15 protein-coding genes are annotated in these 12,600 nt (G+C 48.5%); 5 read left to right on the plus strand and 10 right to left on the minus strand.

The genetic code is table 11. The annotated features are described in order from the left end of the window. Nucleotides 1-3 precede the first annotated feature (3 nt). Genes FDX11_RS02315 through FDX11_RS02330 form a run of 4 tightly spaced genes read right to left on the minus strand, consistent with a single transcriptional unit; the run spans nucleotide 4 to nucleotide 4,025 of the window. Entirely contained in the window at nucleotides 4-1,014 is a 1,011-nt protein-coding gene (locus tag FDX11_RS02315; RefSeq protein WP_137397416.1) for a glycosyltransferase, read from the minus strand. Nucleotides 1,015-1,060: 46 nt separating this feature from the next. Continuing rightward, nucleotides 1,061-2,080: a glycosyltransferase gene (locus FDX11_RS02320; protein ID WP_137397417.1), complete on the minus strand. Its 1,020-nt coding sequence runs from the start codon at nucleotides 2,078-2,080 to the stop codon at nucleotides 1,061-1,063. 30 nt (nucleotides 2,081-2,110) lie between these two features. After that, on the minus strand, nucleotides 2,111-2,908 hold the full coding sequence (gene rfaP, locus FDX11_RS02325; protein WP_137397418.1) for a lipopolysaccharide core heptose(I) kinase RfaP: 798 nt from the start codon (nucleotides 2,906-2,908) through the stop codon (nucleotides 2,111-2,113). Further along, on the minus strand, nucleotides 2,901-4,025 hold the full coding sequence (locus FDX11_RS02330; protein WP_137397419.1) for a glycosyltransferase family 4 protein: 1,125 nt from the start codon (nucleotides 4,023-4,025) through the stop codon (nucleotides 2,901-2,903). Before FDX11_RS02330 ends, rfaP begins: the two co-directional genes overlap by 8 nt. Nucleotides 4,026-4,420: 395 nt before the next feature. On the opposite strand from FDX11_RS02330, the gene waaA reads away from it, so the two are divergent. After that, the gene (gene waaA / locus FDX11_RS02335) at nucleotides 4,421-5,698 is read left to right on the plus strand and encodes a lipid IV(A) 3-deoxy-D-manno-octulosonic acid transferase (RefSeq protein WP_061380901.1); all 1,278 of its coding nucleotides are present in this window, start codon (nucleotides 4,421-4,423) and stop codon (nucleotides 5,696-5,698) included. A gap of 8 nt (nucleotides 5,699-5,706) precedes the next feature. Beyond that, entirely contained in the window at nucleotides 5,707-6,186 is a 480-nt protein-coding gene (gene coaD / locus FDX11_RS02340; RefSeq protein ID WP_003024099.1) for a pantetheine-phosphate adenylyltransferase, read from the plus strand. Nucleotides 6,187-6,234: 48 nt separating this feature from the next. Here coaD and mutM read toward each other — a convergent pair whose 3' ends face one another. The 4 genes from mutM to radC all read right to left on the minus strand — a co-directional run bounded on the left by mutM (nucleotide 6,235) and on the right by radC (nucleotide 8,451). Next, on the minus strand, nucleotides 6,235-7,044 hold the full coding sequence (gene mutM, locus FDX11_RS02345; protein ID WP_061380900.1) for a bifunctional DNA-formamidopyrimidine glycosylase/DNA-(apurinic or apyrimidinic site) lyase: 810 nt from the start codon (nucleotides 7,042-7,044) through the stop codon (nucleotides 6,235-6,237). Between the two features lie 98 nt (nucleotides 7,045-7,142). Continuing rightward, nucleotides 7,143-7,310 (minus strand): 50S ribosomal protein L33, encoded by a 168-nt coding sequence (rpmG, locus tag FDX11_RS02350; RefSeq protein WP_003024094.1) that lies wholly within the window; start codon nucleotides 7,308-7,310, stop codon nucleotides 7,143-7,145. A gap of 20 nt (nucleotides 7,311-7,330) precedes the next feature. Further along, entirely contained in the window at nucleotides 7,331-7,567 is a 237-nt protein-coding gene (gene rpmB, locus FDX11_RS02355; RefSeq protein WP_003024071.1) for a 50S ribosomal protein L28, read from the minus strand. Nucleotides 7,568-7,785: 218 nt separating this feature from the next. After that, the gene (gene radC / locus FDX11_RS02360) at nucleotides 7,786-8,451 is read right to left on the minus strand and encodes a DNA repair protein RadC (protein ID WP_079225809.1); all 666 of its coding nucleotides are present in this window, start codon (nucleotides 8,449-8,451) and stop codon (nucleotides 7,786-7,788) included. 171 nt (nucleotides 8,452-8,622) lie between these two features. On the opposite strand from radC, the gene coaBC reads away from it, so the two are divergent. The 3 genes from coaBC to slmA all read left to right on the plus strand — a co-directional run bounded on the left by coaBC (nucleotide 8,623) and on the right by slmA (nucleotide 10,992). Further along, complete coding sequence (gene coaBC / locus FDX11_RS02365) at nucleotides 8,623-9,843, plus strand: bifunctional phosphopantothenoylcysteine decarboxylase/phosphopantothenate--cysteine ligase CoaBC (protein ID WP_094300993.1); 1,221 nt, start codon at nucleotides 8,623-8,625, stop codon at nucleotides 9,841-9,843. Continuing rightward, the gene (dut, locus tag FDX11_RS02370; RefSeq protein ID WP_006687626.1) at nucleotides 9,821-10,279 is read left to right on the plus strand and encodes a dUTP diphosphatase; all 459 of its coding nucleotides are present in this window, start codon (nucleotides 9,821-9,823) and stop codon (nucleotides 10,277-10,279) included. The genes coaBC and dut overlap by 23 nt, the downstream gene beginning before the upstream one ends. Before the next feature lie 116 nt (nucleotides 10,280-10,395). Next, nucleotides 10,396-10,992: a nucleoid occlusion factor SlmA gene (slmA, locus tag FDX11_RS02375; protein WP_003024060.1), complete on the plus strand. Its 597-nt coding sequence runs from the start codon at nucleotides 10,396-10,398 to the stop codon at nucleotides 10,990-10,992. Between the two features lie 64 nt (nucleotides 10,993-11,056). On the opposite strand, the gene pyrE is transcribed toward slmA, so the two are convergent. Together pyrE and rph are read right to left on the minus strand one after the other, a co-directional pair. After that, entirely contained in the window at nucleotides 11,057-11,698 is a 642-nt protein-coding gene (pyrE, locus tag FDX11_RS02380) for an orotate phosphoribosyltransferase (RefSeq protein ID WP_020996052.1), read from the minus strand. 65 nt (nucleotides 11,699-11,763) lie between these two features. Continuing rightward, nucleotides 11,764-12,480 carry a ribonuclease PH gene (rph, locus tag FDX11_RS02385; protein ID WP_003024054.1) on the minus strand — a complete coding sequence of 239 codons (717 nt, stop codon included), beginning with the start codon at nucleotides 12,478-12,480 and terminating at the stop codon, nucleotides 11,764-11,766. Nucleotides 12,481-12,600: the final 120 nt, after the last annotated feature.

Genomic DNA, 12,600 nt, shown 5'->3' on the forward strand with positions numbered 1-12,600 from the left:
TTTTTAATTACTTTGTAACTTTGCACGCAAATAGCCGATATAGCTAATTACTGAAGCTAAATATTTTCCTTGTAGCCTTTCATGCCGTGATTTCTTTTTATATTGCTTTGGTGTTCTGGCTGGTAACAAAGGAACATCAGCCCATGGAGAAGACTTCCACGCTTCAACAAAAAACTGTGCTGAAGGATAGTTAGCCCATGAATTCCATGGTTTGGTCACGCCTATATAGTGGATCAGAATAGTTTCAGGCGTTATATACTCTTTATACTTTGAAAGATCTTTGCTCTTAAGTTCTTGTTTAATACCATATATTGCATCATAAATTCGTGGTAAGAAAATAGTTTTTCCCAAAAACAGGATATTTAAAACATCCTGGTCAAGAAACGCAAATTTCTTAGTTTTATCTAACAGAGTAGAAAATGCTTTAGAGAAAAATTGTTGCTCCTTCCATTCCTTTAAATTAGCAAAAATAACCCCAGCATTAAAATACTGCTCATTAAACTCTGGAACATTAAGACGAGTAGCTGCATATGAACGACTATCATCAACATCCTGGATAACTGCAGCTACATGATGCTCAAATTTGATATTTGTTAAATCAATCAACGACCCCTTACATACCACATCGGCATCAATATAGAGCAAACTATCGATTTTTTCGCTAAGATATTCAAATGCAATGAATCTAAAATAAGTAGCATGAGACCAGGCATTTCCGCATGGCAAGACCTTTAGTCCTTCAGCATTCATTACATAGACAGTTATATTAGTAGCAAATTGCTTTGCTAGTTTTTCAAGCCGTTGCCGATAATCTAAATCAATATAATCAGTAAAAAGGTGGAAATGAATGCTGATATCTTGATTATGTAGTAAAACGGATGACATCGAAACTGCCGCTCCGAACATAAAATTCTGATCAACCCCCCATGCAATATTCAGCTGAGGGGTATGATCTGTTGGAGCACCAAAGATCTCGATGGTATCCTTGATAGACTGATGACAATCAAAATTCATGTACTACACCTTTTTTATGCTATCTGAAAATTATCTGCACAACAAACTAGTGCGACCGTGCATTATGTAGTTTATTTTTTATATACATAACATGACTTAGCACAGAACGGATATATTTTCGCTGCACTCTTTCATGTCGTGACTTACGTTTATACAACTTGGCTGTATTTGCATTTAACAGAGACTTTTCTGCCCATGCGGATTTCTGATATGCTTCAATAAAAAACTTAGCCACCGGGTATTTAGCCCATGAATGCCATGGTTTAGTGACGCCCACATAGTGAATTAATACCGTATCGTCGGTAATGAAATCCTGATAAATCTTATCGTTTTTATTTTTGAGTTCCTGATCAACCCCATAGATACAGTTAAAGTCTCTTCTCAGGAAAATAACATTGCCGACAAACAAAATATTGAGCACGTCCTGGTCGAAATAAAGCAATTCCTTTTGGCGTTTGTCTAATATAGAAAATGCTTTGGTTAACAACTGCTGCTCACGCCATACTTCGAGATTCGCAAATACAACACCCGAATTAAAATACCCATGACTCAGTTCAGGGATACCGAGTCTGGTACCGGATTTAATTCGCACTTCATCAACATCATTAATGACAGCTGCATATTCCCCACAGAAATTAATCTCAGTAAGTTCCCGTAGAGAACCTTTACAAATGACATCGGCATCCAGATACAGTACCGAGCTTAATTCGGTGCTTAAATATTCAAATGCAAAGTAACGATAGTACATTGCATAAGTCCAGGCTTTCGTGCTCGGCAGTTCACGAAAGCCTGCATTATCGAAAACAAGGACAGTCACTGTTGTACTGTACATTTGCGTTAGGCGTTTTATGCTTTCCAGATAGTCGTCATCGATATAGTCAGTGGCGATATAAAAATGGATATCAATATCAGGATTATTCACTAATACTGAGGTCATAGAAATGCCGGATCCAAACAAAAAATTACGATCGACACCATACGCAACGCTTAGTTTTTTACTCTTGTCATGCGTCGAGCTGTCGATGATATGTTTTTGAATGATCAACTTCTGGAAATCGATGTTCATAATAAAATAGCCTCAAACTTCATGTGTAATTTATAGCGCTTTTCTTATTGTTCTTTGTCTTATTTTTTGCGCTTTTGTGACAGCCTGTTCAAACAACCTGACTTCCTGACGAAAGATTTCACGTAATGGCATCGAAAAATAGGCACGTAAAAAACGGTAGATATCTCTGGACGTTAGCCCAATCTCCAGTGAGGAGAAATAGAGCCCGATCAAATCCTTATCCCGCCAGCGGCGTGGTACCCGCTGACGTATTTGCGCACGATGCAGATCAATCACAGAGAGTTTGATCTCCGCAACATCTGCTGGCATCGGCTGTTGGAGCAGGAAATGGCAAATATAACAATCCCGATGATTTACCCCACCTCGATGCATTTTACCCACCATTTCCGCCACGCGGGTAATAATGGTCCGTTTTAATACAAAATCGGGCCGTTCAACTCCCCAATCGGCGCAAAAATCTTCAAGACTGATAGCAGGAGAAAGATCCTCAGTGATAATAAATGAGGTTCGCTCTAACGGATTCAGCCCTTTCTGTCCAAAAGCAACACCCGTCATTGTATCCACATTCAATGCTTGCAAACGGTGAATCGCCAGCCACTCCCGGTCCGCGCCAAGCACAGGCATGCGCAGAGAAATAAGGTTCTTCAACACTTCTTTAAGCGTGGTCCCATGATGATATTTAAGAAAGTAACCTTTTCCCATCATCTCAAAACGCAGGGTACGCCGTGTTTCCAGAGCGCGAAAAACCTCGCCATCCAGCTTAGTGACTTCTGTGAACGGGTCTTTTCCTTGCCATTGCGTGGCAAATGGCTCTTTTAATTCAATCATTTTCGAAACCTAAAATGATATCTGCAGCTTTATCTGCCAGGCTGTAGAGATCCTCTGTATCAGCAAAATGTCGCGCATTTCCAGCCCAACGACTTCTCTGCTCATTATTTTGCAGCGCATCGAAAAGTGCTGTATTCAAATTTTCCTGCGCAAAAGGTTCAGGAATCACCACACCGCATTGGGCGGCAGTGATATAACCTGCGTAGCCGCATACCTCAGTGGTTAATACTGGCAGCCCGGCAACTACGGCTTCTAGCAAAACGATACCAGCGGCTTCCTGAACTGCCGGGTGAAGCAATAAATCGGCAGCGGACATCAATTCAGCGACATCATCTCGCCCCGAGAAGAATTGCACTTGCTCTTCAATTCCCAATTGGCGGGCCTGAGCACGATAACGATCGGCCTTATCCTGACCAACAACCATCAACTGAGTACGGTGACGTATAGTCTCAGGTAAAGAAGCCAACGCCTGTAAGCTTCTTGGCACACCTTTGCGTTTGAAATCGGAGCCGACCTGCAGAAGCAGGAACTGATCAAGAGCAATACCATTCTTTTCTCTGACAATCTGCCTGCTGTTTTCAGGTTGCAGGCTGTATTTTCTGTCTGGGTAGATACCTGGCGGCAGAATACGAAAACGCTGGCTCTCGGTATGATAATGCTGTTTGAAATCACCGATTTGCTTATCGGTTAACATCAAAAGCGTGGTACCAGAACCTTGTTGAAACGTCGCTTTTTCAAATGCAGAGTAGTGCCGATACCGACGCGTCAACTTATAGAAGAAGCCCTTCTCGCGAGCGACCTTTTCCGCATAACAAACGTCGGCAGCGTAATACACATCCAGCCCAGGCATTTTATTAAAACCAACGATACGATCGACGGGATGCTGGCTTAAATGATTTTGAACCCACTGATAATATTGCTCGTTTTTCCCATGATTAGTTCTGGCTGTGACGGGTACGAGTATAATTTCGAGTCCTTCCGGACGTTCGCCCTGCCATGACTGGGTAAACACCTGGACATGATGACCTCGTGCAGCAACCGTGAGCGCTACTCGCAGAAAATCACGCTGTAACCCACCATAGGGAAAATACTTGTACAAACAAAAAGCAATATTCATGCATTAATATCCGCATCGCGTCGCCAGGCATAGCAGGTCTGATACATCCAAAGTTTACCGCCCATGTTTTCGAAATGTTTCTGCCGGCTAGCTACCTGAAATTGCGCAGTAGTATATCATTTATTATCACGCATTCCGAAACGAATATTTTTTGAACAGAACAAACAAATAAACCTTTAAAAACAAAAAGATATAAAATTAGTGCTTTCACCTTAAAACACACGCCGCACAAGACGTTAAGCCACGTCAGTACGATCATAAGCATTTTTAAAATAGCCGTAGGCTAAAACGGTGCCCGACGATTCCATCGTTTTGCTGCAACCTGGATAAAAATGATGGTAAAGCCATAGTTAAATACATAGAATCCCCAGCACATTCATAAGTTAGCTACCATTATGCTCGAATTGCTTTACACCGCCCTTTTCTACCTTATTCAGCCTTTGATCTGGATACGGCTTTGGGTGCGCGGACGTAAGGCTCCGGCCTACCGTAAACGCTGGGGTGAACGCTACGGTTTTTACCGCCGTCCGCTAAAACCAGGCGGCATCATGCTTCACTCAGTTTCTGTGGGCGAAACGCTGGCAGCTATTCCATTAGTCCGCGCTCTGCGACATCGCTATCCCGACTTACCGATCACGGTAACCACCATGACGCCAACCGGCTCTGAGCGCGTACAATCCGCTTTTGGTACTGACGTTCAGCACATTTATTTGCCATACGATTTACCGGATGCACTGAACCGTTTCCTGAATAAAGTTGACCCCAAGCTGGTGTTAATCATGGAAACCGAGCTGTGGCCAAATCTGATCGCGGCACTCCATAAGCGCGGTATTCCTCTGGTCATCGCCAACGCACGGCTTTCTGCGCGTTCAGCTGCTGGCTACGCAAAATTAGGCAAATTTGTTGGTAAGCTACTGCGTCGAATTACGTTGATTGCCGCACAGAACGAAGAAGATGGCGCTCGTTTTATTACGCTTGGCGCCAGAAGCAACCAGGTCACCGTCACCGGCAGCCTGAAGTTTGATATTTCCGTCACGCCACAGCTGGCCGCAAAAGCGATTACCTTGCGTCGTCAATGGGCACCTCATCGCCCGGTGTGGATTGCAACCAGCACGCACGATGGTGAAGAAAGCATTATCATTGCTGCCCATCGAGCGTTATTAAATCAGTTTCCTAATCTTTTATTGATCCTGGTTCCCAGACATCCGGAACGCTTCCCGGATGCCATTAACCTCGTACGTCAGGCTGGGCTAAGCTATACCACACGTTCTTCTGGCGAAGTTCCATCCTCAGATACTCAGGTCGTTATCGGCGACACCATGGGCGAGCTGATGTTGCTGTACGGCATTGCCGACCTTGCTTTTGTCGGTGGTTCACTGGTTGAACGTGGGGGACACAACCCACTGGAAGCCGCAGCACACGCCATTCCGGTACTGATGGGGCCACATACCTTTAATTTTAAAGATATTTGTGCTCGTCTCGAGCAGGCAAGCGGATTGATCACCGTCACCGACGCAACCACGCTGGTGAAAGAGGTCTCTTCTTTACTGACCGATGCCGATTATCGTAATTTTTATGGCCGTCATGCAGTTGAAGTCCTGTATCAAAATCAGGGCGCGCTACAGCGCCTGCTGCAGCTGCTGGAACCTTATCTGCCACCCAAAACGCATTGAGGCAAATCATGCAAAAACGGGCGATTTATCCAGGAACCTTTGATCCCATAACTAACGGCCATCTTGATATCGTGACCCGTGCAACCAGCATGTTCGATCACGTGATCCTGGCGATTGCCGCAAGTCCCAGTAAAAAACCGATGTTTACCCTTGAAGAGCGCGTCGAGCTGGCGCAACAGGCAACGGCGCATCTCGGCAATGTGGAAGTTCTGGGATTCAGCGACTTAATGGCAAACTTTGCCCGCGATAATCAGGCTAACATTCTGATCCGAGGCCTGCGCGCGGTAGCAGATTTTGAGTATGAAATGCAGCTGGCGCACATGAACCGCCACCTGATGCCGCAACTGGAAAGCGTCTTTCTGATGCCGTCTAAAGAGTGGTCATTTATTTCATCGTCACTGGTGAAAGAAGTCGCCCGCCATCAGGGTGATGTGACGCACTTTCTGCCGGAAAACGTCCATCAGGCGTTAATGAGTAAACTAAAGTAATGCGTCTGGCCGGATAAGACATAAAGTGTACCCGGCCAGCAACGAATGTTATTTCTGACAGCGACGGCAGTAGAACGTTGTGCGCTGGGCGTGTTTTGTCGCAATGATTGGCGCGCCGCATACGCGACAGGGTTCACCTTCTCTCCCATAGACCTGCAACTCCTGGGCAAAATAGCCCGGCTTACCGTCGCTTTGCAGGAAGTCCTTCAGCGTCGTTCCACCCTGTTCAATCGAACGCAGTAAAACCGCCTTGATGACGCGCACCAGCAGTTCGCACTCATCCTGCGACAAAGATGACGCCAGGCGGTCAGGATGGATGCCAGCGGCAAACAGCGACTCGCTGGCATAGATATTACCGACCCCCACCACCAGCTTGTTATCCATCAGCCAGGGTTTAATCGCGGTTTTCTTCTTCGCGCATTTCTGCTGCAAATAACTGGCGTTGAAATCGTCGCTCAGTGGCTCAGGGCCAAGATGAGCGAGAACATTGTGTCCATCCAATTCTGTCGTCCACAACCAGGCGCCAAAACGGCGAGGATCGGTATAGCGCAGGACTTTGCCGTTACTCATCACTAAGTCAACGTGGTCATGCTTTTCTGCAGGAAGCTCTTCAGGAAGGATACGCAAACTCCCCGACATCCCCAGATGAATGATTACCCAACCATCCGGCAGCTCCAGCAGCAGGTATTTAGCGCGCCGCTGTACGCTGAGGACAGGTTTATCACTCAGACGATAGATTTCCTCTGATACCGGCCAACGCAAACGACCGTTACGCACAGTCGCGTGCATAATCGTTGCCCCAACCAGATGCGGCTCAATACCGCGGCGGCTGGTTTCGACTTCAGGTAATTCAGGCATAGTATCTCCGGCGATGTATCAGGTCACATTAATATGGGGACGACCAGAAAACAAAAAACCCCGCCGAAGCGAGGTTTTTTATTACATCAAAGCGAGAATTATTTGATTTTCGCTTCTTTGTAGAGAACGTGCTGACGGACAACTGGATCGAATTTTTTCAGTTCCAGTTTTTCCGGCTTAGTACGTTTGTTCTTCGTAGTGGTATAGAAGTGACCAGTACCAGCAGAAGAAACCAGCTTGATTTTCTCACGAATACCTTTAGCCATGATTTATTTCCTCTTAGTACTTAGTACTTTTCGCCACGGGCACGCAGTTCAGACAGAACTGTTTCGATGCCTTTCTTATCAATAACACGCATACCTTTAGCAGATACACGCAGGGTGACAAAACGCTTTTCGCTCTCAACCCAGAAACGGTGAGAGTGCAGGTTAGGCAGGAAACGGCGTTTAGTCGCGTTCAGTGCGTGGGAACGGTTGTTACCGGTCACCGGACGCTTGCCAGTAACTTGGCAGACTCGGGACATGTCTATTCTCCAAAAATCAAATTAGCTCGAGCTTCGTATGGGGTATCGGCGCCTCGTCAGGCTTTACAGCCCGGTCATCGCATAGTTCTAAGTGAACTCTCGATTGCCAGGCCCAAATGCCAAACCCGAGATTCTCAAAGGTGGCGTAGTATACGCTGACCCGGCGTTATGCTCAAGTCCCGAACAGACAAAGATCCCGATGGATCGCGTAAAGTGCGTTAAATCCAACCGCGTTCCGCAAAAGAAACGTACTCTCCGCGCCCAATGACCAGATGATCAAGCACCCGGATATCCATGAACTGACAGCATTTCACAACACGCTCGGTGATAAGTTTATCTGCTTTACTCGGCTCTGCACAACCCGAAGGGTGATTATGCGCAAGGATCACCGCTGACGCATTCAATTTTATCGCTTCACGCACAATTTCTCGCGGATGCACCTCAACATGGCTAAGCGTACCGGAAAAAAGTTTGCTGTGTTTAATCACGCGATGTTGAGAATCCATAAAGATCACCAGAAAGATCTCGCGCTCCTCTTGCGCGAGCTGACTTTGCAGAAATTCTCGCGCCATTTCCGGGCTAAGTAACGCGCGCTCTTCCATCACTCGCACGTTATGGTAGCGCCTTGCCAGTTCGGCAATCCCTTTAAGCTGCGCATACTTCGCCAGGCCAATACCGTGAACGTGGCTAAACGCCATATAGTCTGCTGATAACAGGCCATACAGCGAACCAAAATGCTGGATCAACTCTTTTGCCAGCGTCAGCACATCTTTACCCAGAATCCCGGTGCGTAAAAAAAGCGCCAGTAGCTCAACATCGCTAAGTGAACCTGGCCCCTGCGCCAATAGCTTTTCCCGGGGCATCATACGTCCTGTATTTTCCATGCCTCCCCCTCCTTTCTCGTCCGCATAGTGGCATAACGCCTGTCGCGAATCGACGCTCTGTTATCACTTCTTCGTAGCGGCTCGCAAACTGAAGCGCGGGCAAAAGCACGACTCATTGCGGATTGTGATAAAATATCCGCCTTCTGGTGAAACCCAACAGGAAAGATCATGATGAGCCTGGCCGGTAAAAAAATCGTACTTGGCGTCAGTGGCGGCATTGCTGCGTACAAAACCCCTGAACTGGTGCGTCGTTTGCGGGAACGCGGCGCTGACGTCCGCGTGGCGATGACCGAAGCGGCAAAAGCGTTTATTACTCCCCTGAGCTTACAAGCGGTTTCGGGTTATCCCGTTTCCGACAGCCTGCTTGACCCCGCGGCCGAAGCCGCGATGGGCCACATTGAGCTGGGGAAATGGGCCGACCTGGTTATCCTGGCCCCTGCTACGGCAGACCTGATAGCCCGCGTCGCCGCAGGTATGGCTAACGATTTGGTTTCAACGATCTGTCTGGCAACGCCTGCTCCTGTTGCTGTGCTGCCAGCCATGAACCAGCAGATGTACCGTGCTGCCGCGACCCAGCACAATCTGGGCATTCTTGCCTCGCGAGGTTTGCTCATTTGGGGCCCTGACAGCGGTAGCCAGGCATGTGGCGATGTCGGTCCTGGCCGCATGCTGGATCCGTTGACGATTGTCGATATGGCCGCAGAACATTTCTCGCCTGTCAACGATCTGCAACATCTCAACATCATGATTACGGCGGGCCCGACGCGTGAACCGCTGGATCCCGTGCGTTACATTTCCAATCACAGTTCCGGGAAGATGGGGTTTGCGATCGCAGCCGCTGCCGCAAAACGCGGGGCAAACGTCACGCTGGTGTCGGGACCTGTTTCGTTACCCACACCGCCATTTGTGCAGCGCATTGATGTGATGACCGCACTGGAGATGGAAGCCGCCGTGCAATCTGCGGTGCAACAACAGCATATCTTTATCGGCTGCGCCGCAGTCGCTGATTATCGCGCCGAGACCGTCGCCCCCGAAAAAATCAAAAAACAGGCGACGCAGGGTGATGAATTAACAGTAAAAATGGTCAAAAACCCGGATATTATCGCCGGTGTTGCCGCACTGGATGCTAATCGTCCTTTTGTCGTTGGGTTTGCCGCCGAAACAAATAATGTGGAAGAATATGCCCGGCAAAAACGCATCCGCAAAAACCTTGATGTGATCTGTGCGAACGACGTTTCGTTATCAAATCAAGGATTTAACAGCGACAGCAACGCATTACACCTTTTTTGGCAGGATGGAGATAAAGTCTTACCGCTTGAGCGTAAAGAACTCCTGGGCCAATTATTACTCGACGAGATCGTGACCCGTTATGATGAAAAAAATCGACGTTAAGATTCTGGACCCGCGCGTAGGGCAACAATTTCCGCTCCCAACGTACGCCACTTCTGGCTCTGCCGGACTTGACCTGCGTGCTTGTCTTGATGACGCCGTAGAGCTGGCGCCGGGTGCAACCACGCTGGTGCCAACCGGGTTAGCCATCCATATTGCCGATCCCTCTCTGGCGGCAGTGATGTTGCCACGTTCCGGGCTGGGTCATAAGCACGGCATCGTACTGGGCAACCTGGTCGGTCTGATTGATTCCGACTATCAAGGACAATTGATGGTGTCTATCTGGAACCGTGGTCAGGACAGCTTCACGATTGAACCGGGCGAACGTATCGCACAGATGGTATTTGTACCGGTCGTGCAGGCTGAATTTAATCTGGTGGAAGAGTTTGAAGCCACCGATCGTGGCGAAGGTGGCTTCGGCCATTCCGGGCGCAAGTAACCCGCAGAAAAGTATCCCACAGCGTAATAACGCAATAACACACCGCAAACAGCCGTTTGCGGTCGCTGTGTGGATGCCTGCCTGGCAAGAGCTTATTTTCAGGGGTATTTTGTAACATGGTAGAAAAGCAAACTGCGAAAAGGAATCGTCGCGAAGAAATACTTCAGTCTCTGGCACTGATGCTTGAGTCCAGCGATGGAAGCCAACGCATCACGACAGCGAAACTGGCAGCCTCTGTAGGCGTTTCCGAAGCGGCCTTGTATCGCCATTTTCCCAGCAAGACCCGCATGTTCGATAGTCTAATTGAGTTTATCGAAGATAGTCTGATTACCCGTATCAATCTGATCTTAAAAGACGAAAAAGACACCAGCGCACGTCTGCGTCTGATCGTTCTGCTGATTTTAGGCTTCGGTGAACGTAACCCCGGTCTGACGCGCATTCTGACCGGGCATGCGCTCATGTTTGAACAGGATCGTCTGCAAGGCCGCATTAACCAGCTTTTCGAACGTATTGAGGCCCAGCTGCGCCAGGTTCTGCGCGAAAAAAGAATGCGTGAAGGTGAAGGTTACACCGTGGATGAAACGCTGCTGGCCAGCCAGTTACTGGCTTTCTGCGAAGGTATGTTGTCCCGGTTTGTACGTAGCGAATTTAAATATCGTCCAACGGATGATTTTGACACCCGCTGGCCGCTGGTTGCTGCTCAATTGCAGTAGCGGCTTCGTTTTGTCCGGCCTACGTAACCCGTAGGCCGGATACGCGCAGTGGCATCTACCGTTTTTATACGCCGTATGCTTCGCGATACGCCCGCACGGCTACCAGGTGTTCTGCCATTTCAGGCTTCTCTTCCAGATACGCAATCAGGTCTTTCAGGGTAATGATAGAAATCACCTTGCAACCATAATCACGCTCTACTTCCTGAATCGCCGAAATCTCGCCCCGACCACGCTCCTGACGATCGAGAGAAATCAATACCCCAGCAAGCGTAGCGCCATTAGCCTGAATAATCTCCATCGACTCACGAATAGCCGTACCTGCGGTGATAACATCATCTACCAGCATGACACGCCCCTCAAGTGCGCTACCTACCAGATTACCGCCTTCGCCATGGGTCTTCGCCTCTTTACGGTTAAAGCAGTACGGCATATCTTTATCGTGATGTTCCGCAAGTGCTACAGCCGTAGTAGTCGCAATCGGAATACCTTTGTACGCAGGACCAAACAGCAGATCGAACTCGATGCCGGAATCCACCAGCGCTTCAGCATAAAAACGGCCTAGCAGTGCCAGATCGCGCCCGGTATTAAACAGCCCGGCGTTGAAGAAATAGGGGCTTTTGCGCCCGGATTTCAGCGTAAATTCGCCAAACTTTAGTACCTGCTTGCTAAGCGCAAACTCAATAAACTGGCGCTGATACGGTTTCATGGATTCGCTCCTTATCTCACTTTATTACAGACAAAAAAAAGGCGACTCTTCAGTCGCCTTTAAAATCAATTTTCTAACGCCGCCTTCTGCGTCGCTACAATGGATTCGATTCCCCCTCGGGCCAAGGCCAGTAGGGTGAGAAGTTCTTCATGGCTGAACGGCTCACCTTCCGCCGTGCCCTGCACTTCAATAATTCGACCGTCTTCAGTCATCACCACGTTCATGTCAGTTTCTGCCGCTGAATCCTCAACGTACTCGAGATCACAGAGCGCTTCACCATTGACAATCCCCACGGAAACCGCGGCAACCATCCCTTTCATCGGGTTAGTTTTCAGCTTACCACTCGCCACCAGCTTGTTCAGCGCATCCGCCAACGCAACGCATGCGCCAGTAATCGATGCAGTACGCGTACCGCCATCTGCCTGAATAACATCACAGTCCAGCGTAATAGTGAATTCACCGAGCGTCTTCAGGTCAACGGCGGCGCGCAGCGCACGAGCGATCAGGCGCTGGATTTCCATGGTACGGCCGCCCTGCTTACCTTTCGCCGCTTCACGGGCGTTACGGGTGTGCGTGGCGCGTGGCAGCATGCCATATTCTGCGGTGATCCAGCCCTGGCCCTGACCTTTCAAAAAACGTGGGACGCCTTCATCAATAGAAGCGGTACACAGCACTTTGGTATCACCAAATTCGACCAGCACGGAGCCTTCAGCGTGTTTTGTATAATTACGGGTCAGGGTAACGGGACGCACCTGATTGGCACTACGACCTGCTGGACGCATGATAAAATCTCCGGCTTGAAACGAATGTGGCTGCGCATTATACGGACTTCCGACGGTTATTCCTATCCTGACAAGACGTGGATGGCTATAATCCTCCCATCTCATCTTTAAAAACAGGAA

Origin of the sequence: Citrobacter sp. wls714 (assembly GCF_005281025.1) — a bacterium.
Classification (GTDB): domain Bacteria; phylum Pseudomonadota; class Gammaproteobacteria; order Enterobacterales; family Enterobacteriaceae; genus Citrobacter; species Citrobacter werkmanii.

Coding starts and splice junctions, on each gene's coding strand:
- coaD (WP_003024099.1), top strand. CDS start 5,707: ATGCAAAAACGGGCGATTTATCCAGGAACCTTTGATCCCATAACTAAC.
- pyrE (WP_020996052.1), bottom strand. CDS start 11,698: ATGAAACCGTATCAGCGCCAGTTTATTGAGTTTGCGCTTAGCAAGCAG.
- radC (WP_079225809.1), bottom strand. CDS start 8,451: ATGGAAAATACAGGACGTATGATGCCCCGGGAAAAGCTATTGGCGCAG.
- slmA (WP_003024060.1), top strand. CDS start 10,396: ATGGTAGAAAAGCAAACTGCGAAAAGGAATCGTCGCGAAGAAATACTT.
- FDX11_RS02320 (WP_137397417.1), bottom strand. CDS start 2,080: ATGAACATCGATTTCCAGAAGTTGATCATTCAAAAACATATCATCGAC.
- rpmB (WP_003024071.1), bottom strand. CDS start 7,567: ATGTCCCGAGTCTGCCAAGTTACTGGCAAGCGTCCGGTGACCGGTAAC.
- dut (WP_006687626.1), top strand. CDS start 9,821: ATGATGAAAAAAATCGACGTTAAGATTCTGGACCCGCGCGTAGGGCAA.
- FDX11_RS02330 (WP_137397419.1), bottom strand. CDS start 4,025: ATGAATATTGCTTTTTGTTTGTACAAGTATTTTCCCTATGGTGGGTTA.
- mutM (WP_061380900.1), bottom strand. CDS start 7,044: ATGCCTGAATTACCTGAAGTCGAAACCAGCCGCCGCGGTATTGAGCCG.
- coaBC (WP_094300993.1), top strand. CDS start 8,623: ATGAGCCTGGCCGGTAAAAAAATCGTACTTGGCGTCAGTGGCGGCATT.
- FDX11_RS02315 (WP_137397416.1), bottom strand. CDS start 1,014: ATGAATTTTGATTGTCATCAGTCTATCAAGGATACCATCGAGATCTTT.
- rph (WP_003024054.1), bottom strand. CDS start 12,480: ATGCGTCCAGCAGGTCGTAGTGCCAATCAGGTGCGTCCCGTTACCCTG.
- waaA (WP_061380901.1), top strand. CDS start 4,421: ATGCTCGAATTGCTTTACACCGCCCTTTTCTACCTTATTCAGCCTTTG.
- rfaP (WP_137397418.1), bottom strand. CDS start 2,908: ATGATTGAATTAAAAGAGCCATTTGCCACGCAATGGCAAGGAAAAGAC.
- rpmG (WP_003024094.1), bottom strand. CDS start 7,310: ATGGCTAAAGGTATTCGTGAGAAAATCAAGCTGGTTTCTTCTGCTGGT.